Annotated in this window: 15 protein-coding genes and 1 tRNA gene; all 16 read left to right on the plus strand. The window is 60.8% G+C overall.

What is annotated here, in order from left to right:
• Nucleotides 1-138 precede the first annotated feature (138 nt).
• The 16 genes from AB1805_02785 to AB1805_02860 all read left to right on the plus strand — a co-directional run bounded on the left by AB1805_02785 (nt 139) and on the right by AB1805_02860 (nt 20665).
• On the plus strand, nt 139-1710 hold the full coding sequence (locus tag AB1805_02785; protein ID MEW5744357.1) for an HDOD domain-containing protein: 1572 nt from the start codon (nt 139-141) through the stop codon (nt 1708-1710).
• A 29-nt stretch (nt 1711-1739) separates the two neighbouring features.
• Complete coding sequence (locus AB1805_02790) at nt 1740-2234, plus strand: hypothetical protein (GenBank protein ID MEW5744358.1); 495 nt, start codon at nt 1740-1742, stop codon at nt 2232-2234.
• Between the two features lie 228 nt (nt 2235-2462).
• Entirely contained in the window at nt 2463-4403 is a 1941-nt protein-coding gene (locus AB1805_02795; GenBank protein MEW5744359.1) for a diguanylate cyclase, read from the plus strand.
• A gap of 80 nt (nt 4404-4483) precedes the next feature.
• Nucleotides 4484-5671, plus strand: a complete 1188-nt coding sequence (locus AB1805_02800) for a radical SAM protein (protein ID MEW5744360.1) — start codon at nt 4484-4486, stop codon at nt 5669-5671.
• A gap of 212 nt (nt 5672-5883) precedes the next feature.
• Nucleotides 5884-7602 carry a tetratricopeptide repeat protein gene (locus AB1805_02805; protein ID MEW5744361.1) on the plus strand — a complete coding sequence of 573 codons (1719 nt, stop codon included), beginning with the start codon at nt 5884-5886 and terminating at the stop codon, nt 7600-7602.
• 40 nt (nt 7603-7642) lie between these two features.
• Nucleotides 7643-8542, plus strand: coding sequence for a 4-(cytidine 5'-diphospho)-2-C-methyl-D-erythritol kinase (gene ispE, locus AB1805_02810; protein MEW5744362.1), 900 nt, complete (start codon nt 7643-7645; stop codon nt 8540-8542).
• A gap of 139 nt (nt 8543-8681) precedes the next feature.
• Nucleotides 8682-8753, plus strand: a tRNA-Gln gene (locus AB1805_02815).
• A gap of 155 nt (nt 8754-8908) precedes the next feature.
• Nucleotides 8909-9850 (plus strand): ribose-phosphate pyrophosphokinase, encoded by a 942-nt coding sequence (locus tag AB1805_02820; GenBank protein MEW5744363.1) that lies wholly within the window; start codon nt 8909-8911, stop codon nt 9848-9850.
• A gap of 83 nt (nt 9851-9933) precedes the next feature.
• Nucleotides 9934-10578, plus strand: a complete 645-nt coding sequence (locus AB1805_02825; protein MEW5744364.1) for a 50S ribosomal protein L25 — start codon at nt 9934-9936, stop codon at nt 10576-10578.
• Nucleotides 10579-10680: 102 nt separating this feature from the next.
• A complete protein-coding gene (gene pth, locus AB1805_02830; protein MEW5744365.1) occupies nt 10681-11274 on the plus strand; it encodes an aminoacyl-tRNA hydrolase in 594 nt (197 codons plus the stop codon).
• Nucleotides 11275-11290: 16 nt separating this feature from the next.
• Complete coding sequence (locus tag AB1805_02835) at nt 11291-12787, plus strand: leucyl aminopeptidase (GenBank protein ID MEW5744366.1); 1497 nt, start codon at nt 11291-11293, stop codon at nt 12785-12787.
• A 62-nt stretch (nt 12788-12849) separates the two neighbouring features.
• The gene (locus AB1805_02840) at nt 12850-13533 is read left to right on the plus strand and encodes a zinc dependent phospholipase C family protein (protein ID MEW5744367.1); all 684 of its coding nucleotides are present in this window, start codon (nt 12850-12852) and stop codon (nt 13531-13533) included.
• A gap of 135 nt (nt 13534-13668) precedes the next feature.
• Nucleotides 13669-14907, plus strand: coding sequence for a gephyrin-like molybdotransferase Glp (gene glp / locus AB1805_02845; GenBank protein ID MEW5744368.1), 1239 nt, complete (start codon nt 13669-13671; stop codon nt 14905-14907).
• 29 nt (nt 14908-14936) lie between these two features.
• Entirely contained in the window at nt 14937-16265 is a 1329-nt protein-coding gene (locus AB1805_02850) for a sigma-54 dependent transcriptional regulator (GenBank protein MEW5744369.1), read from the plus strand.
• 256 nt (nt 16266-16521) lie between these two features.
• On the plus strand, nt 16522-18150 hold the full coding sequence (locus tag AB1805_02855) for a methyl-accepting chemotaxis protein (GenBank protein ID MEW5744370.1): 1629 nt from the start codon (nt 16522-16524) through the stop codon (nt 18148-18150).
• Nucleotides 18151-18391: 241 nt separating this feature from the next.
• Entirely contained in the window at nt 18392-20665 is a 2274-nt protein-coding gene (locus AB1805_02860) for a PAS domain S-box protein (protein MEW5744371.1), read from the plus strand.
• Nucleotides 20666-20704 lie beyond the last annotated feature (39 nt).

Raw genomic sequence — 20704 nt, forward strand, 5'->3', positions numbered from 1 at the left:
AACGGAAAAAGAAGTAAGCTTTCCCGCCGTATCCCCGATAATGTATACGAGGCGCCGGCAGTGCGTTATCCCCCGCCGGCCCTTCCCCGCGGCGCCCCGAGAGCGCCGTTACCAATACAACAGAGGTCGGAGAGCCCCGTGCAGCAGGAGAGCAGACAGAGTACCATAAAAGACGTCATCCTGGCGCGCCTTCAGCAGCACAGCGACTTCCCGGCCATGTCGAGCACCATCAGCCTGCTCAACCAGTTCAGATCGTCCGAGGAGACCTCGGTTTCGGAGTTCGCCAATGTCATCCTGCGGGACTATGCGCTCACCTCGAAGATCCTGAAGATCGTCAACAGCGTCAACTACTCGCAGTTCGGCGAGGTGACGACCATTTCGCGGGCCATCATCCTCCTCGGCTTCGAGAACATCAAGAATCTCGCACTCACCCTGATGCTCTTCGACCACATGCAGAAGAACAGCGCCCACACGGAACACCTCAATTCGATGGTGCAGTCGCTCTACAGCGCGGTGCTGGGACAGAAGATCGCCTACGGTATCAATTTCCCCGACAAGGAAGAGGCCTTCATCTGCGCCCTGTTCCACACTTTCGGCAGGATCATGGTCGCCTTCGCCCTGCCGCGCAAGATGGAGGAGATCAAAGAGATGAGCAGGGAGCGGCGCTGCACCGGCGATGCCGCGGCCCTCGCCCTCCTCGGCGCACGGTTCGAGGATATCGGCATGGCGATTGCCCGGGAGTGGCACTTCCCGCACAAGATCGTCTACAGCATGCACCGGATGCGGGGCCAGGAGATCCTCCCCAACCCCAGCGACCTCGACAAGCTGAACAGTATCGCTACCCTCGCCAACGAGCTCGCCGCGATCCTGGCGACCAGCGCCGACCGCACGGACGCCGACCGGAAGATCGATGAGCTCCTCAAGACATTCAGGAACCACTTCGGCGAGATGAAAGACAAGGTCATGAGCTGGCTCGGCGCTTCGATTCAGGACATGACGGAGTTTTCCGCTATCTTCGATCTCGGGATGAAGGACATCGCCTTCAACAGGCAGCTCGTAAAGTGGTCCGACACCACCGCGCCGAGCGACGCCAGGATCGTCACCGAGCCGCCGCGCGACGACTTCATCTCCGACTCCCTGAAGACCATCGACGTCATCTTCGAGTCCGAGCGGGCCGACACCCCGGAGAGCATCTTCACCAAGGGGATCCAGGACATCAACAACTCCATACTCAGCAACTTCTCGCTGAACGACATCATCAGGATCGTGCTCGAGACCATGTACCGCGGCATGCAGCTCTCGGGAAGGTCGAAGGCGCTGTTCCTGATCAAGGACCCCCATGCCTCGCTCATGCAGATCAGGTTCGGGTTCGGCTCGGACATCGAGGAGCTGAAGAAGTGGCTCAAGATCACCTACGGCGATGCGGGCGATATCTTTACGATGGCGATCGTGAAGCAGAACGATCTCGTGGTCAAAGATATGGACGCCCCCGACATACGGAAGCTCCTTCCCGCATGGTACCGGAGCAGGGCGGCGGACGGCATCTTCCTCGTGCTCCTTCCCATCATCATCAATTCCAAGCCCATCGGGATGTTTTATGTCGAAGGAGAGCGGGAGGGTTTTCAGAGGATATCCGGCGGACACCTGAGCTACCTGAAAATACTTCGTGACCAGACCGTCATGGCGATCAGGCAGAAACAAGGGTACTGAGCCGCAGGGCTCCTATGCAGAATCAGCGCATGGAACCGGTAGACCCCCGGCTGGCGTCGGCGGTAAAGGAAGAGATACTCAGGAACGTCGTGAGGACGCATGCGGCGGTCATGGTCGAAGGGTGGTCCGGGACCGGAAAGACCGTCACCGCCCTCAAGTCGAGCAGCGGGATCGGGGCCGCATACTACTACAGCGAGTCGGCCGCGAGCCCCGGCATTCCTGTCGAGCAGTACAGCGAGGGGGTCGTGAGGGTAGCCGACCTGGAGACTCTCCCGGACCTGGACGGTGCGGAGGACCGCCCGTCGGTGGTCATTGTCGACGATCTCGACGAGATGGCCGCCGGCTCGAAGAGGATGCTCGCGGCGCTGGTCGCGAAGAAGGCGGCGCATAGAAAAATCATCCTCATTACACCCGTCGCTCTGGACGAAAAGGAGCTCTTTCCGCTCATGGATGCGGTGGTCCGCTTCAAGCAGCATACCGCGGAAATGCTGTTCACCGCACGTGACGGCCCGTCCGGGAGCTGACGGAGGTTCGGCTGCAGAGGGAAACTGCCGGCCCTCTCACCGGATTGATGACGGGAAGCGCAGGAGGGCATACTGTACCATTCTCGGATAAAAAGGGCTTCGGTTCCGATACGCAAGAGCGGCGCTGCGTCGGTCCTTCTCCTCGCCGCTGCGGCGGTCCTTCTTTGCACCGGGCTCCTATCGTCGCGGGCCCAGGCAGCGCGACCGGAACCGAAGCAGGAGGTCAGGATCGGAGTTCTTGCCAATAGAGGCGCGGAGAGGGCTCTGGCCATGTGGTCTCCCACCGCCGCGTATCTCTCTTCCAGGATACCGCAGCACTCGTTTGCCATCGTGCCCCTCACCTTCGATGAGGTCAAGGAAGCGGTGCGGGACCGGAAGGTCGATTTTGTCATTACCAACAGCGCCGACTATGTCTCCATGGAGACCCTGTACGGCGCCAGCAGGATTCTCACCTTGAGGAATAGGGAGGACGGCAGCAGCTACACGCGCTTCGGCGGGGTGATCTTCACGAGAGCGGACCGTTCCGGGATCAGGGACCTTGCCGATCTTAAAGGGAAAACTTTTACGGCTGTCGGAAGGAGCTCGTTCGGCGGCTGGCTGATGGCCCAGCGCGAGCTGAAGCGCTCCGGGATCGATCCTTACCGCCACTTCGCGGCAGTGCGTTTCAGCGGAACACACGATGCGGTCGTAAAGGCGGTGCTGAGCGGCGCCGCCGACGCAGGGACCGTCCGCACCGGGATTCTCGAGCGGATGGCGAAGGAAGGACGTGTAGCGCTCCGGGACATTCGCATTCTCAACCCCCGGAGCTCCGCCGGCTTTCCCTTTCTCCACAGCACCATGCTCTACCCGGAGTGGCCGATAGCAAAGATGAAGGACACCACCGACGAGCAGGCGAAAGCGGTGGCCCTTGCCCTGCTCACCATGCGCGAAGAGAGCCCCGCAGCACGGGCGGCCGGCATCGCGGGATGGACGATCCCCCTCGACTATCAGCCTGTTCACGACTGCCTGAGAGAGCTCAAGGCCGGGCCTTATAAGGAGCTCGGAACGGTGAGTCCTGCAGACGTGCTGCTGGCGTACTGGCACTGGTTCGCCTTCGCTGTCGCAGCGCTGGTGATCATGGCCGCTACGACGATAGCAGTGCTGAGGCTGAACCGGCAGCTGCGGAGCTCGCGGGCAGCGCTGGAGCGCACCCGGAGCACTCTCGAGCTGAGAGTGCAGGAGCGCACCGATGCCCTGGAAAAGGCGAATGCCGAGCTCCGGCAGGAAATCATCGAACGTACGCTGGCGGAGGACGCGCTCAGGAAGAGCGAGGAGCGCTACCGTGACCTCTTCGAGCATGCGGACGATCTCATCCAGTGCGTTGCTCCCGACGGAAGGTTCCAATACGTCAACGAGGCGTGGCTGAGGGCGCTCGGCTACAGGAGTGAGGAGCTCCGGGCCCTGACCATCTTCGATGTCATTCATCCCGATTGCCATGACCACTGCAGCGAGATATTCCGGCGTATTCTCTCGGGAGAGAGCTTCAGCTCCATCGAGGTCACCTTCGTCACCAAGAGCGGTGAAACGATCATTGTCGAGGGGAGCGTCAACTGCAATCTCGACGACAATAAGCCCGTCGCGACCAGGGGGATATTCCGTGACGTTACCGAGCGGAAGATGATGGAGGCGCGGCTGAAGGAGCTTGCGGAGAGAGACCCGCTCACCAATATTCTTAACCGCAGGAAGCTCTACGACCTGCTGGACACCGAGGTCCAGCGGGCACTGCGCTATCGCAAGCACCTCTCGCTTATCCTCTTCGATATCGACGACTTCAAAAGGGTGAATGACACCTTCGGCCACGCCGAAGGAGACATGGTGCTCATCACCATCGCCTCCATTGTCCAGGGCGCCATACGGAAGTCGGATATCTTCGCCCGGTTCGGCGGCGAGGAGTTCATCATCCTCGCCCCGGAAACAGCCCTCGACGGAGCGTACGAGCTCGCCGATAAGGTGCGGAAAGCCGTAGAGAGTTACCTGTTCCCCCGCATAGGACGGGTGACGGTGAGCATCGGCGTGGCCGGCTACCACGGCAACGACAGTACCGACAGCTTCATAAAGCGGGCGGATGATGCCCTCTACCGGGCGAAGGGGAGCGGGAAGAACAGGATCGTGAGCATAGCGATTTCGTAAGGGACGCCCTTTCCGAACGCTGCCGCATCGCCATGATGCTCCTGTTCCGCGCGCTGTGCTTCAGTATAGTAGAATAGAATATGACCTGCTATCTTTCGCCGCACTGCGTGCTCAAATGGCTCGAAACCCCTTCCGTATACGATCTGTTCGCCGATGAGCTTTACGAGCTCGATCGAGAGGCCTTCTCGTTCCTCCAGGCCTGCGCTGCTCCCGGGGGCGGCGACGGCAGCGCCGTCGATAAGGCCTTTCTGGATTACTGCATCGGGGAAGGGATTATCGGCGCTGTGCCGTGCAGGCGCGAAAGGCCGCCGGTCAGGCCCTCTCCAGCGCCTTCGCTGCGCTATCTCGAGCTCCAGATCACCGATCGCTGCAACCTGCAATGCGGGCATTGCTATATCGGCAGGTCCGGGGACAGGGAGCTCCCTCTCGATGCCCTAACGCGGGTTCTGGACGAATTCGAGACAGTGCAGGGCCTCCGCCTCCTCATCACCGGCGGCGAGCCGCTGCTCCACCGCAGGTTCGACGATATCAACCGGCTCCTGCCGCGCTACGCGTTCAGGAAGGTCCTCTTTACGAACGGGCTTCTTCTGGACAGGGCGCGTATGAGGGGTCTCGCCGTCGAGGAGGTCCAGTTCAGCGTCGACGGTATGGAGCAGGGCCATGATGCGCTGCGAGGGCAGGGCGCCTACCGGAAGGTAATGCGGGCTGTCGAGGAAACGCTGGCAGAGGGGTTTTCGGTCTCGGTCGCCACCATGGTGCACCGAGGGAACCTGCATGAGTTCGATGCCATGGAAGCTCGTTTCACCGCTCTCGGCATCAAGGACTGGACCGTCGATGCTCCGTGCGCTGCGGGCTCACTGAAAGAGCATTCACTCTTGCAGGTGAGTCCCCGCGAGGCCGGCAGGTATCTCAACTACGGGTTCGGCGCGGGGCTGCACGGCGGAGGGGAGGGATTCGCCTGCGGTCTGCACCTCCTGTCGGTCCTTGCCGACGGGCGGATCGCCAAATGCGCCTTCTACGCCGATGCCCCCCTCGGCACGCTCGCCGAGGGGCTGCAGGAGTGCTGGTCCCGGCTCGTCCCGGTCAAGCTGGCGGATCTCGAGTGCGCTGCGCTCTCCTGTGCGGTCATCGAGCAGTGCAGGGGAGGATGCCGGTACCGGGCAGCGGTAACGGGCAGTGAGGACTCATATGCCGGCACAGGAGAGCGCCCTGACGCTCTCAGCATGCGGCGCGACCTCTACCGGTGTCATGCGTATGATATAATTTAGCTACCAGTTGCCCGGACATGAAGCCCGGGAACCGCTCCTTTGAAAGGGGGATCCGCACCATGGTCATCAAGAAGGTTTCCAAAAAGGGAGCAACGACCTGCAAATGCAAGGGATCGTGCTGAGCGCGTAGAGGCATTTTCATGCCGCAGAGGGGAGGCGGAGCCGCCTCCCTTTTTCTTTAACTTTTATTTTTCATTATGCAATAATAAGCCATGTCTCTATCGTATGCAGCATCGCTCATTGCCGCGCTGCTCATGTTCAGCGCATCGTGCCTCGCCGTCCCCGCCCCGGTCTCGGGCAGAGAGGAGGGGAGTGCCTCCACCCAGAAGGCCTACCTGGAATATATGCTGGCCTATGAGGCCGAACGAGAAGAGCGGTGGGACGAGGCATTGCAGCACTACCGTGAGGCGCTTTCGCATGACCCGGAATCGCTGCACCTGAAGACCCAGCTCAGCGCGGTCCTCATCAGGCTCGGAAGAATTCCCGACGCGCGCGATGCCCTCGAAGAGCTGGTGCGCGGCAGCCGGGAGTATGTCCCTGCCCTCGTTCTGCTGGGGCATGTGTATAACACCGAGAAGCGAGTCGATGACGCAGTCCGCATCTACGAGCGGGTCATAGCGCTCGACCCGTCGAGGGATGAAGCGCGGCTCCTCCTGGGCGCGCTCTATGTCGCGCAGGGCGCCTCGAAGAAGGCGCATGCCCTCTTCGAGGAGGTCCTGAAGAAGGACCCCGAGAATATCATGGCCCTCTATTCCGTCGCATCGATCTATATGGAGCATAAAGAATATGATCGTGCGGAGGCGCTTTTCCGGAAGATGATCGAGGTCCAGCCATCCCTGGATGTCGCCTACCTGAATGCGGGCCTCATCCGGGAGCTGAAAGGAGATATCCCGGGGGCCGAGGAGAGTTACCGGAAGGCCCTCGAAATGAACCCGAACAGCACGCTTGCCAGAGAGAAGCTGATCCAGCTCTATCTCTCACAGAAGGCCTTCGCCAAAGTGATACAGGAGCTCGAGGCCGCACGGGAGCGGCTGCCCGGCAATGTCGATATCCGTTACAAGCTCGGACTGCTCTACCTCCAGGAGGGCGCGCACGAGAAGGCCCTCTCCGAATTCACGATCGCCCTCGAAGCGCGGCCCGCGGATGTCGCCCTTATGTATTACAAGACGCTCGCTCTCGAGGAGTTGAAGCGCTATGACGAGGCGATCGTCGTGCTGAAGAGGATCCTCTCGATCGATCCCAAGAATATCAACGCCTTCGTAAATCTCGGGTTCGTCTATACCCGCCAGAACCGCTACGAGGACGCGGCGAATATCTACGAGGAGGTGCTCAGCTTCGAAAAGGGAAAGCCCGAAATCTACGGCTACCTGGGCGCCGCCTACCTGCAGCTGAAGAACGAGAAGAAGGCGGAGGAGGTGCTCAAAGAGGGAACGCGCCTCTTCGCTGACAGCGATGACCTCTACTTCAACCTGGCCGTCCTCTACGAGAGGACGGGGAGATTCGAGGAGATGGAAGCGGCGCTGAAGCGTGTGATCGCGCTCAACCCCTCCCATGCCGACGCCCTGAATTATCTCGGCTACAGCTATGCCGACAGGGGCGTGCATCTCGACGAAGCCCTCTCCCTGATCACGAAGGCGCTCGACCTGAAACCCGACAGCGGCTATATCATCGACAGCCTCGGCTGGGTCTACTTCAAGCTCGGGAGGCTGGACGATTCCCTGAAGACGCTCCTGAAGGCCCTTGCCTCGGTAAAGGACGATCCCGTCCTCCATGAGCACATCGGCGATGTCTACGAAGCGATGAGGAAATACGATCAGGCTGTCGGCGCGTGGCAGGAGGCGCTGAAGTTTTCCGGCAAGGAAGAGGGGCTGAAAGAGCGCGTGGAGCTGAAGATCCGGAACACCCGCGGAAAGACGATGATCCTTCCCTGAGGATTCCGGCAAGCGCAATGGACCCTCTTCGTTGCATCCTATGCTGACGGTAAAGGCTCCTGCCAAGATAAACTGGTCGCTGCATGTCCTCACCCGGCGGGACGACGGCTATCATGCTATCCGGTCGCTGATGCACTGCGTCGGCCTCTGCGATACGCTTACGTTCAGTGATACCGGCTCCACCGGTACGATCGAGCTCGTTTCCGCCATGGAGCTTCCTCCCGAGCAGAACATCGTCTATCGCGCTGCGGAACTGCTCCGGTCGCACGCGGGAACAGACCGGGGTGCGAGGATAACCCTCGTCAAGGAGATACCGTCCGGCGCGGGCCTCGGCGGAGGCAGCAGCGACGCTGCGGCTGCGCTGAAGGGCCTGAACGAGCTCTGGGGCCTCGGCATGGAACGAGCGGAGCTCAAGGCCCTCGGGAGCCGGCTCGGCTCTGATGTCCCTTTTTTCTTCGATGCTCCCCTGGCCATAGCAGAGGGACGAGGCGAGCTGCTCACCCCGCTGTCCCTCTCGCGCTCCTATACGCTCCTGCTGGTAAAGCCCGCGCTCTCGGTCGAGACGGCATGGGCCTACCGGGAGCTGTCGGCATCCGCCCTCGGTAGAGGGGGCGCGATGTCGCCTGCCGAGGAATTGACAAAGGAGCGCCAGACCATTAATAATATCCAGTTAATTTATGAAGCCCTGAAATCAGGCGATAGGGCGCGCCTCGCGTCGCTCGTGCATAACGATTTTGAAGGAATTGTATTTAAACGGTATTCCGTAATCAGGGCGATCAAAGAGGGGCTCCTCGCCTGCGGTGCCCTGCCCGCTCTCATGAGCGGAAGCGGCTCAACGGTGTTCGGGCTCTTCGAGGACCGGGAGACGGCGCTCAGCGCATCCCGGCGTTTCCCTCAGCACTTTTGCAGGGTTGCCGAGACGCTGACGACAGCGTTATAGCGTTTATAGCGTTTGTCGCGTTTATAGCGTTCATCGCGTTGAGGAGCTTATTATAAATTACGCCATAACGCTGTACGCGACAAACGCGATAAACGCTATAAACGCTGTACGCGGTGAACGGTCTTGATGAACGGTCTTTTGGGGCGTCGACAAGCGGTAAGTCAGCAGATTTTGGATCTGCCATTCCCAGGTTCGAATCCTGGCGCCCCAGTAGAATAGAAGTAAGAAGTAAGAAGTAAGAAGTAAGAAGAAGGGGGAGCTTAGGGGAGTTCTTTTATTCTGGCTCCTGTCTTCATTTCCTACTTCTCAGCTCCCACTTCTCACTTCTCAGTTCTTGCTTTTAACTTTTCCTTTCGAGGAGGAACAATGTCTGATCGGATCAAGCTGCTCACCGGAAATGCCAATCGGCCCCTTGCCGCGCAGGTGAGCGGGCATATCGGGGTTCCCCTGACGGACACCGTGGTGAACAGGTTCAGTGACGGCGAGATTATGGTCCAGATCAACGAGAACATTCGCGGATGCGATGTCTTCGTCATTCAGCCCACCTCCTCGCCGGTCAACGAGCATCTCATGGAGCTGCTGCTGATCATCGACGCGCTGAAGCGGGCGTCGGCAAAGCGGATTACCGCCGTCATCCCCTATTACGGGTATGCGCGCCAGGACAGGAAGGTGCAGCCCCGGGTGCCGATATCGTCAAAACTCGTCGCGGACCTCCTCACCGCTGCGGGGACGAGGAGGGTGCTCACCATCGATCTGCATGCCGCCCAGATACAGGGATTCTTCGATATACCGGTGGACCACCTCTATGCAGCGCCGGTGCTCCTCGACCACATCAAGAAGAGCGAGTTCAGGGACCTCGTCATCGTCTCGCCCGATGCGGGCGGCGTCGAACGGGCGCGCGCCTTTGCAAAGCGGCTCGACGCCTCGCTGGCGATCGTCGACAAGCGGCGCGAGGCGGCCAACGTCTCCAAAGTCATGCACGTCATCGGTACCGTAAAAGACCGGGATGTCATACTGCTCGATGACATGATCGATACGGCCGGCACCATCACCCAGGCGGCCCAGGCGCTCGCCGACAACGGCGCCCGACGCGTCTTCGCCGCCTGCTCCCATGCGGTGCTGTCGGGTCCGGCGCTCGAGAGGATAACCGCCTCGGTGCTGGAGGAGGTCTTGACGACCGATACGATCCCGCTCGACGACAAGGTGAGCGCCTGCAAGAAGCTCACGGTGCTCAGCGTCTCGAAGCTCCTCGCCGAGGCGATCAAACGGATACACGAGGAGTCGTCGGTAAGCTCGCTGTTCGTATAAACGGAGTAATGCCGCGCTGAAGGCCGGGAGCCTGGCGCTCGACGCTCCAGCGCGATAGACGCACTAATGAAAAAGGAGGAACAATGGAGAGGGTAACTCTGAATGCGGAAAAAAGAGCCCGGTTGGGCAAGGGCGGTGCACGGTCTCTGCGGAGCAGCGGCGGCATTCCCGCTGTCATGTATAAAGGAGGCGATTCGCTTCCCCTCCAGCTTTCGGGCAAGGAGGTCTCGACCTTTATCGCCAGGACCGCGGGAGAGCAGGTGATCGTGAACCTTAGGTTTTCCGATGACACGAAGCAGGCGATCGTGAAGGATTACCAGCTCGATCCCACGACGGGCGGCCTGCTCCATGTCGATTTCCAGGAGATCTCCGCCTCCGAAACGGTGAGGGTCAGGGTCCATGTGATCGTCAAGGGCGAGGCGATCGGCGTCAAAAGAGATAAGGGCATGCTCCAGCACGGCATCAGGGATGTCGAGATCGAGTGCCTGCCTGAGAACATCCCGGGGCACTTCGAGGTGGATGTCACCAGCCTCACCATCGGGCATGCGCTCCATGTCAGCGACCTGAAGCCGGGCGAGGGTATCCGCCTGCTCACCGACCCGCACGAGGTCCTCGTCTCGGTGGTCGGCGTCAAAGAGGAAGCTGCGCCGGCAGAAGCGGTTGCCGAAACCGTCGAACCGGAAGTCATAAAGAAGGGCAAGAAGACCGAAGAGGAAGAGAAAAAATAAGCGTTCACAGCGTACAGCGTTCATCGCGTTATAGCGTTTATCGCGTTGCAGACATCGTCTTTTACGCTATAACGCTGTACGCCATAACGCGATAAACGCGATATGTGGATCGTCACGGGACTCGGCAATCCCGGAACCAAATACACCCGCACACGCCACAACGTAGGCTTCAAGGTCATCGATCATCTCGCAGAGACGTACGGCATGACGCTCGAAGAAAAGGAACAGTACCGTTTGGGAAGGGGGACTATCGACGGACAGCGGGTGGTACTGCTGGAGCCTTTGACCTTCATGAACAGGAGCGGCACAGCCGTCAAGCGGGTGCTCAAGCGAGCCGCCTTTTCGTCCGACAATAGAGGGGACGCCTTTATCGTGGTGCATGACGATCTCGACCTCGAAACAGGCGTGGTCAAGATCAGGAAGGGCGGTTCCTCGGGCGGACACCGGGGGATCGAGTCGATCATGCAGGAGACGGGTACGAGAGACTTCATACGGGTAAAGGTGGGTATCGGCCGCGACAGGGCTGTCCCGGTCGAGAAGTATGTCCTCGGTTCTTTCTCTCCGGCCGAATCGCGTCTCATAAAAGATGCTATAATTAGGGCAGCAGAAGCGGTTGCCGTAATCGTAACCGAGGGAATCGATACAGCGATGAACCGCTATAACCGCCCGGCGCAGCCCGGAAAAGCACGGCTATAGGCGTCAGGCATAGACAATGGAAATCGTCACCAAGAACATCGCCGAAGAGACGGTAAGGGCCGATGCGCTCGTCCTCCCCTTTTTCGAGAGCTCGTCTCCCGATGTCTATGCATCTCTCGACGAGCTCATCGGCGGCCTGATCCGGAAGGTCGTTGCCGCAAAGGAGTTTACCGGCAGGCATGCCCAGGTGTCCCTCCTCCATGTACCGTCGATCAACGCCGAGCGGATTCTCCTGGTAGGCCTCGGCAAGCAGCAGGACCTCTCTCCCGAACGCCTCAGGCAGGCGGGAGGAAAGGCCTTCCCCTGTCTCAGGTCGCTGGGGGTCCGCTATGCGGCGCTTTCGACGGCGCTCTTCCGGCAGACCGCCCGGGAGTTCGGCCAGGCGACGAAGGCGGAGTATCCGCAGGTCCTCTATTTCCTCGAAGGCGGCCTCCTGAGCCTCTACCGGTTTACCCGCTATAAAAAGCCTGACAGCAGCCCTGACGGCAGCAGGCATATCAAAACCGTGACCGTCCTCAGCGACGAGCGCGGGCTCCCCCTCAAGGAGCTCCAGGTCGCCGCTGCAGCCGTTGATCGGGCGAGGGATCTCGTCAACACGCCTTCCAATGACCTGACACCGCGCCTGCTCGCTTCATACGCGAAGGAGCTGGGGGGAAAAGCGCTCAAGGTCAGCATTCTTGATGAGAAGGAGTGCATCAAGGAAGGTATGGGAGCATACCTCTCCGTTGCCCAGGGATCGAACGAGCCCGCACGGTTCGTCGTTCTCGAATACAAAAAAGGAAAGGGCGCTCCCGTCGTCCTCATCGGCAAGTCGGTCACCTTCGACAGCGGCGGTATTTCGATAAAACCTGCCGAAGGGATGGAGAAGATGAAGTACGATATGGCCGGCGGCGCAGCGGTGCTCGCAGTGATGAAGGCCGTTGCCGAGCTGCAGTTGCCGGTCAACGTGGTCGGCATCCTCCCGGCCGCCGAGAACCTGCCGGGCGGCAGGGCATCGAAGCCGGGAGACGTGGTCCGGGCGCTCAGCGGCAAGACGATCGAGATCATCAGCACCGATGCCGAGGGACGGCTTACGCTTGCAGATTCGCTCGGCTATGCAATAAAATACTACAAGCCGCAGGGGATCATCGATATCGCGACCCTCACCGGCGCCTGCTCCATCGCCCTCGGCGGCGAGGCGATCGCCATGATGGGGACCGGCGCCGAGCTGATGGAGCGCCTGAAGCGCTCGGCGGACGAGACAGGCGAGAGGGTCTGGCAGATGCCCCTGTACGACGAATACAAGGAATACCTGAAGAGCGATGTGGCGGATATGAAGAACGCCGGGGGAAGAAAGGGGTCCCTCGTTGCCGCGGGGTATTTCCTTAAAGAGTTTGCGGGCGATGTCCCCTGGGTGCATCTCGATATAGCGGGGACCGCCTGGAACGACAAGGACAAGCCCTATCTGCCGAAGGGCGCTTCGGGGATCGGCGTCAGGCTGCTGCTCAATCTCCTTACGGGGCTTCGCCCCTGAAAACGAAGAGTGTCGACCGCCGGCAGAGCGCCTGCTCCCGGCTGGTGAGAGGTTTCGGAAAGATGCATTATATACTGATCGTGCTCGGCGTGCTGCTCGTCCCTTCCGCTGCTTTTGCCTGGGGTCCCCTGACGCACATGTACCTCGGAAACGAGCTCTTCGCGTATGCGCCGCTCCTTCCCGCGGGACTGGTCGCGCTCATACGCAAATACCGGCAGGATTTCCTCTACGGCAACCTGATGGCCGATACGATCATCGGGAAGAAGTACCTCCCCGACCACAAGAGCTCACACAACTGGGACGTCGCCCTCGGCCTGCTCGACCAGGCGAAGAAGGGGCCCAAGCGGGCCTTTGCCTACGGCTACCTGAGCCACCTCGCCGCCGATACCGTAGCCCACGAGACCCTTACCGAAGACGCCCTCGATGTGGAGCATACCTGGCTCGAGCTCAAGGCAGACAGCATGATCGACAAGGTCTACTGGCTCCAATCCGTAACGATCAGCAAGGCGGTGCAGCAGCGGAACGACCAGTTCCTCGCGGGCTCGCTCGACAGCTATATCTTCTCGTTCAATATGAACAAGAGAATCTACAAGAGCATCGTGTTCCTCTCGCTGCTGAACAAACGGCGGAAGCGCGGGATCGACAAGGAGCAGATCGTACAGCTCCATGACGAGTCGATAACGAGGATGATCGACCTGCTGAAGAACGGCGAAGATGCCGAGGTGCTCAAGAAAAGCCCCCTCTAAACTACCGTACTGCGTACCGCGTGATGCGTAAAACACACAAGAGAGAGCACGATTGTCACCTGCCATGTGTTATTCTTGACGCAGTATGTTTTTTTAACGCATCACGCATCACGCATTACGTATCACGGTCGACCGATGTTCGATAAGCAGTATCTCCTCCCCGCCGAAGCGCTGCAGCGCGTTCTGGATTCCCTCCGGGGAGACCCGCCGGAGCGGGAGCGGTGCGGCCTCCCGCAGTGCTACGGCCGCATTCTTGCCGATGACATCGTATCCTCCGAAGACCTTCCCGCGTTCTCACGCTCCACGGTCGACGGCTATGCCGTGGCCGCCGTCGATACCTTCGGCGCCAAGGAGACCGCGCCGGCGTATATGACGCTCCTCGAGGACGAGGTGCTCATGGGCGCGGCGCCGGCCTTCGCGCTCAGGAGGGGAGAAGCGGCGAAGATCCCGACAGGGGGGATGCTGCCCACGGGCGCCGATGCCGTGGTCATGCTCGAATACGTCCAGACGGTGTCTGATGATATGATCGAGGTGCTCCGTCCGGCGGCCCCGACCGAAAACGTGATACAGCGGGGAGAGGATGTGCGCGCGGGCGCTGCGGTCCTGACACGCGGCCGCCGGCTGCGGGCGCAGGACGCCGGCGCCCTTGCAGGAATAGGAGTAACGGAGATAGAGGTCTTCAGGAAGCCCGTGGTCTCGATCGTCTCTACCGGCGACGAGATCGTTCCGCCGGACCGCCCCCTCCAGCCGGGACAGGTCAGGGACATCAATTCCTATACGCTGGCGGGCCTTATCGCCGAACACGGCGGCGTCCCGGTCAAAAAGGGGATATTCAGGGACGAGTATGGACTGATACGGAAGGCCATGCAGGAAGCGGTGCAGGATGCGGATATGGTGCTCGTCAGCGGCGGCACCTCGGCAGGCACGAAAGACATGACCGCCCTCATCATCAACGATATGGGCGCCCCGGGCGTGCTGTTCCACGGCGTTGCCCTGAAGCCCGGCAAGCCGATGATCGGGGGCGTGGTGAACAACACGCCGGTCCTGGGACTCCCGGGGCATCCTGCCGCTGCCGTCGTCTGCTTCGACCTCTTCATACGTCCCCTTCTGGAACGCCTGAGCGGCCACGCGCCGTGCAGTCCGTACGCACGGACCGTCAGGGCCTCCATGGCGAAGAGCATCGCTTCGGCTGCAGGAAGAGAGGACCACATACGGGTCGCCCTCGAGAGGCAGGGGGGTGCGCTTATCGCGGTCCCGGTCCTCGGGAAATCGGGTCTCATCACGACGCTGGTGAAGGCGGACGGCGTGGTGAGGATAGCCCCCGAACAGCTGGGGCTCGATGCAGGCGAAAAGGTCACGGTAACGTTATTCTGAACGCTGTGGATGATGAGGAGCGGAAGCGCATGGATCGAATCCTGATCGTGGACGACGATGCGAGCGTGAGAGCCGGTCTCGGCGAGCTGCTGGAGGCGCACGGACTCCCCTCGTTCAGGGCCGGGGACGGCCTGAAGGCCCTCGAAATCGCGAGATCGGAACTTCCGGCAGCGGTGCTGCTCGATCTCAAGATGCCCGGCATGGACGGCTCCCAGACGATGAAGGAGCTGAAGAAGATCGACCCCGAGCTCCCGGTCATCATTCTCACCGGGCATGGCGATGTGCCCACCGCCGTGGAGCTGATCAAGCGCGGCGCTCATGATTTCTTTCTCAAGCCGCCTGCTGTCGACCATCTCGCCGTTGTCCTCAGGCGAGCCATAGAGAAACGGAAGCTTGACCGCGAGGTCCGGGATGCTGCCGGCTCCTCCTTCGATTGGCTGGGCAAGAGCCCGGCGATGCAGGGCATCATACGGCAGATCCTCCAGGTCGCGCCGAGCAATTTCTCCGTCATCATTCAGGGCGAGACCGGCACTGGAAAGTCCGTGATAGCCCGGACGATCCACAGCGTGAGCGGCCGTTCGGAGCGGCCGTTCGTCGCCGTCGATATCGGCGCGATCCCCGAGACCCTCGTCGAGAGCGAGCTCTTCGGCCACGAGAAGGGCGCCTTCACCGGAGCGGAGCGGAAGAAGAGAGGGTATTTCGAGACCGCCCACGGGGGCACGATTTTCATCGACGAGCTCGAGAACATGTCCGGCCTGGTGCAGGGCAAGCTCCTCACCGCCGTGGAGGCGCGGAGGATTTTTCCCCTCGGCACGGCGACGCCGGTGGATGTCGATGTCCGCATCATCGCGGCTACCAACAGCGAGCTCAAACGGGCCGTTGTCGAGAAGAAGTTCAGGGAAGATCTCTTCTACCGCATCGGTGAATTCATTATCACCCTTCCTCCCCTCAGGGAGCGGCGCGAGGATATCCCCTTCCTGGCGCAGCAGCTCCTGAGCGAGGCTGCGGGAGCCCTGGGGAAAGAGGTGAAGACGATCGCCGAGGACGCCCTCGAGCTTCTGATCGGGTACTCCTGGCCCGGCAATGTGCGCGAGCTGAAAGGGCTCATGAAGCGGGCTGCGCTGCTCGCTGCCGGCGGCACCGTACGTCCCGAACACCTCCAGTTCCTCGCCTTCGAGCGCAGCGACGCCGGCGAGGCGGCGCCTTTGTTCCCGCTCAGGACGGCGGTGAAGGGCATCGAAATGAAAGCGGTCCGGCAGGCGCTCACCATCTCGGCCGGCAATAAATCGAAGGCCGCCGCGCTCCTCGAAATCGATTACAAGACCCTCCTTTCGAAAGTAAAAGAGTACGGCCTCTGAGCGCCCGCGCCTCTCTCCTCTGGAATTATTCCCTATCTCTGGAACAACTCCCCACCTCTCTTCATCGTGCCCGGTTATAACTGCCTGAAAACCAAAGAAACGATTTCTGGCATCCTCTTTGCAATTCCTTCGCTGTCAGGTCGGAAGGAAGAGGCAAAGGAGGACAGCATGAAATGCCTGCACTTCATCGAAGACTGCCGGGCGCCTGTATTGCCGAGGCGTCGCCGGCTCGAATAAACCCCAAAGGAGAGAGGTAATGCTGCGTATCAACCAGGTCAGGATAGGAAAGAGGCTGGGAGTGAGCTTCGCACTGCTGCTCTCGCTCATGGTCATAGTCGCTCTAATAGGGTTTATGGATATGAGCCGGATGCAGCAGGCGATGGACGATGTCCTCCATGAGCATGTAAAGGAGATGGGCCTGCTGCAGGATATGTCCGCATCGGTGCATGTCATCGCGCGTGTTGCGAGGACAATAGTGCTCTTGCACGACGATGCCGCTATGCGGGCCGAGAGAGAGAAGATCGACGCGGCGCGCAGCCGATACCAGAAGGCATGGGGAGAGCTCGAAAAGCTGCCGGCTGACCCGCAGGACAGGGAGCAGCGGGTCCGGCTGAAAGAGGCGCTCGCCGCTGCGCGGCCTTTGACGGATAAGGCGCTCGACCTCGCTTTTTCCCATAGAGACGCAGAGGCGGTTCAGGTCATCCTGCGGGAGGCAGGGCCCGCTACCCAGAAGCTGCAGGACCTGCTCGAAGAGAACATTCATCTTCAGACCGAGCAGAGCAGGCGGACCGAGGAGCAGATGGACAGGAGTGCAACCCGGGCGAAGATGCTCCTCCTCATCATAAGCGGCATCGCGCTCGCCGTCGGTGCGTTCCTTGCATACTACATAGCCCATAGCATAACGGCGCCTCTGGGCGAGGCGACGAGGGTCTCGCAGCAGCTGGCGGGGGGCGATTTGAGCGTACATATCGTGGCCGAGGGGAGCGACGAGGCAGGCCAGCTGCTTTCCTCGATGAGCGCCATGTCGGAAAGGCTGAAAGATATCATCGCCGATATAAAATCCACCGCCGATAACGTCGCTTCGGCGAGCCAGCAGCTGAGCGCCAGCTCGGAGCAGATGTCGCGGGGCGTCACCGAGCAGTCTTCCCGCTCATCGCAGATCGCCACCTCCTCGGAAGAGATGTCGCAGACCGTGGTCGACGTAGCGAAGAACGCTTCCGAGATCGCCTCCTCCGCGCTCGATACGACCAGGATCGCCCAGGAAGGCGAGACGATCGTGAGCAAGGCGGTCGACGAGGTGAAGGCGATCGCGACCACGGTGGGTGAGTCTGCCCAGCTCATGACCTCCCTCGGCGAGCGCTCGAAGCAGATCGGCGAGATCGTCAGGACGATCCAGGATATAGCGGACCAGACGAACCTGCTGGCATTGAACGCGGCGATCGAGGCGGCGAGGGCAGGGGAGCAGGGCAGAGGCTTTGCCGTGGTCGCCGACGAGGTCAGAAAGCTCGCCGAACGCACGGCCCAGGCCACCTCCGAGATCGGCGGCATGATAACGGCTATTCAGGACGAAGTGGGGAAGGCGGTGGCCTCCATGGAGGAGGGCACCAAGCGGGTCGGCATCGGCGTCGACTACGCCACCAGGGCGGGCGGGGCGCTGAGCGGTATCGTCGCGAGCGTCAACGGCCTGCAGTCGATGGTGCAGCAGATCGCCTCGGCCACGGAGCAGATGTCGACCGTCTCCGAGCAGATCAGCGGCGACATAGAGGCGGTCGCTTCGGTATCGAGAGAGACCTCGTCGAGCTCAGGACAGATCGCCCAGTCCGCCTCCGACCTGGCACGGCTTTCGACGAAGCTCGCGGAGATCGTAGGACAGTTCAGAGTTTGAAGACAGGTATCTGTTAAGGATGAGAAAAGGAAATAACGCGGCGGACAGGGTACCATAACGTGGCAGGATCATCTCTTCACCCGGCGATAACAGGATGCAGCCTCCGGACTCGCTCCGGAGGCTGCGGAGAGGGGGCCCCTGCATACTCCCCCCAAGCAGCGGGCTCCCCTCTCTTTATTCCACGGGGGAGCACGTTCGAGCCCCGGGGCTCCGTATCGCTGCGTGCCGGTGAACAGGGGTCATGGAGCCGTTAGCGGAACGCGGAGCCGGCGGGCGTTCCGGCGCCGCCGTGATGAAGAGTGTGGCAGCGGTGGCGTTGATCACCTTTGCCGGCATGACCGCCTATGAGGCGCTCAAGCAGGCGCTTTTCCCCGCTATCTCGCTCTGGGGGTCCCATATCGTTACCATCGTCTTCAGCACCGTCGTCGCGGCTGCCGCGTCCCTTTTCGTATTACGGCGGCACCGGCGCATGCATCGGCAGTTCATCGACGAGCTGGGGAGGCGCATACAGGCCGAGCGCAGGGCGCGTGAGCAGTTCAGCTTCCTCCAGAACCTCATCGACGCCATCCCCACGCCGATATTCTACAAGGATACCGACGGTGTTTACCGGGGGTGCAACAAGGCCTTTTCAGCATTCACCGGTGTGCCACAGGAAGAGATCATCGGAAAAGCGGCGCACGATGTCGTTCCCAAAGAGATTGCCGACCGTTATGTTGTCATGGATAAGGAACTGTTTGCCTATCCCGGCACGCAGGAGTACGAGCTCCTTTCTCTCGATCCCGGCGGGGCGGCCCGGTACGCCCTGTTCAGCAAGGCCACCTATACTGACTCCGAAGGCAAGATAGCAGGCATCGTCGGCGTCATTTTCGATATCACCCGGCAGAAGCAGAGCGAGCGGGAGCTGCGCGACTACCGGGCCCATCTCGAGGACATCGTAAAGGAGCGCACCGCGGAGCTGATCCTCGCCAACGAGCAGCTCCAGGCGAGCGAGGAGCGGTACCGTTCCCTTTATAACCATACTCCCGTCATGCTCCATTCCATCGACCGGAACGGCAGGCTGGTGAGCGTGAGCCTGTATTGGCTCGGGAAGCTCGGCTACGAGCAGGGCGAAGTGATAGGACGCAGGCTTACCGACTTCATGACCGGGTCGTCGCGGCGGTATGCCGAGGAGACGAGCCTGCCCCTCTTCATGAAGAACGGGTACTGCAGGGACATCCCCTATCAGTTCGTCACGAAGAGCGGCGAGGTCATCGACGTGCTCCTCTCAGCAGTGGCCGAGCGCGATGCCGCCGGAGAGATGGTCCGCTCCCTGGCGGTGCTGATCGATGTTACCGAGCGGAGGAGGATCGAGGCCGAGAAGGAGACGCTCGAGGCCCAGCTCATTCAGTCGCAGAAGATGGAGGCGGTAGGGCAGCTCGCGGGCGGCATCGCCCACGATTTCAACAATATCCTGACGGCGATCATCAGTTACGGCGGGCTTCTCGAGATGAAGATGGAGGGCGGCGACCCCCTGCGCCTGTACGTGAGCCAGATACTCGCCTCGGCAGAGAAGGCGGCCCACCTCACCCAGGGGCTCCTCGCCTTCAGCAGAAAGCAGATCATCGACCCCCGGCCCGTGCCCGCCAACAGTATCGTACGGGGCGTCGAAAGGCTCATGTCCCGGATCATCAGAGAGGATATCGAGCTCAGGACCGATCTCGCCGGCGAGGACTTCATAGTCATGGCCGATTCCATTCAGATCGAGCAGGTATTGATAAACCTTGCAGCGAACGCGCGGGATGCGATGCCCCAGGGCGGGAGCCTCACCATTAAAACCGGGCGGACCTTTATCGATGAACACTTCACGGCAAAGCACGGTTTCGGCAGACCGGGCCCCTATGCGCTGATATCCGTCGCCGATACCGGGACCGGCATGGATGAAAAGACGAGATCGAGGATCTTCGAGCCCTTCTTCACCACCAAAGAGGTAGGGAAGGGGACAGGGCTCGGCCTTGCGATGGTCTACGGCATCATCAAGCAGCACAACGGGTACATCACCGTCGAGAGCGAGCCGGGCAGGGGGACCACCTTCAGGCTGCTCCTGCCTATCAGCGCTTCCGCGATAGAGGAGATGCCGGCGGCGCCAGAGGCGATCCCCAAGGGAAACAAGGAGACGGTGCTCCTTGCTGAAGACAACCCGGAGGTGAGGCAGGGCACGCGGGAGATCCTGGAAGAGTTCGGCTATCTCGTCATAGAGGCGGTCGACGGAGAGGACGCCCTTGCCCGGTTCGATGAGCAGCAGGACGGGATAGCGCTCCTCATCCTCGATGTCATCATGCCGAAGATGAACGGCAGAGAGGTGTACGAAGCGATACGAAATAAGGTTCCGGCAATAAAGGCCCTCTTCATCAGCGGCTATACGGACGAGATCATCCACAAGAGGGGCCTGCTCGATCGCGAGCTCAGGTATATAGCAAAGCCGGTCTCGCCGGGCGACCTCCTGCGGAAAGTCCGCGAAGTGCTGGACAAAGACTAAGAGGGTTAGGATTTCGTACTTCGCTTTTAGAGGTTGACT

This window comes from Nitrospirota bacterium, assembly GCA_040752355.1.
Classification (GTDB): domain Bacteria; phylum Nitrospirota; class Thermodesulfovibrionia; order Thermodesulfovibrionales; family Dissulfurispiraceae; genus JBFMCP01.

What these genes read in the sequence shown, in the direction of transcription:
- AB1805_02835 (MEW5744366.1), top strand. Translation starts at nt 11,291, where the DNA reads ATGGAAATCGTCACCAAGAACATCGCCGAAGAGACGGTAAGGGCCGAT.
- AB1805_02850 (MEW5744369.1), top strand. Translation starts at nt 14,937, where the DNA reads ATGGATCGAATCCTGATCGTGGACGACGATGCGAGCGTGAGAGCCGGT.
- AB1805_02825 (MEW5744364.1), top strand. Translation starts at nt 9,934, where the DNA reads ATGGAGAGGGTAACTCTGAATGCGGAAAAAAGAGCCCGGTTGGGCAAG.
- ispE (MEW5744362.1), top strand. Translation starts at nt 7,643, where the DNA reads ATGCTGACGGTAAAGGCTCCTGCCAAGATAAACTGGTCGCTGCATGTC.
- AB1805_02860 (MEW5744371.1), top strand. Translation starts at nt 18,392, where the DNA reads ATGGAGCCGTTAGCGGAACGCGGAGCCGGCGGGCGTTCCGGCGCCGCC.
- AB1805_02800 (MEW5744360.1), top strand. Translation starts at nt 4,484, where the DNA reads ATGACCTGCTATCTTTCGCCGCACTGCGTGCTCAAATGGCTCGAAACC.
- AB1805_02855 (MEW5744370.1), top strand. Translation starts at nt 16,522, where the DNA reads ATGCTGCGTATCAACCAGGTCAGGATAGGAAAGAGGCTGGGAGTGAGC.
- pth (MEW5744365.1), top strand. Translation starts at nt 10,681, where the DNA reads ATGTGGATCGTCACGGGACTCGGCAATCCCGGAACCAAATACACCCGC.
- glp (MEW5744368.1), top strand. Translation starts at nt 13,669, where the DNA reads ATGTTCGATAAGCAGTATCTCCTCCCCGCCGAAGCGCTGCAGCGCGTT.
- AB1805_02820 (MEW5744363.1), top strand. Translation starts at nt 8,909, where the DNA reads ATGTCTGATCGGATCAAGCTGCTCACCGGAAATGCCAATCGGCCCCTT.
- AB1805_02805 (MEW5744361.1), top strand. Translation starts at nt 5,884, where the DNA reads ATGTCTCTATCGTATGCAGCATCGCTCATTGCCGCGCTGCTCATGTTC.
- AB1805_02790 (MEW5744358.1), top strand. Translation starts at nt 1,740, where the DNA reads ATGGAACCGGTAGACCCCCGGCTGGCGTCGGCGGTAAAGGAAGAGATA.
- AB1805_02840 (MEW5744367.1), top strand. Translation starts at nt 12,850, where the DNA reads ATGCATTATATACTGATCGTGCTCGGCGTGCTGCTCGTCCCTTCCGCT.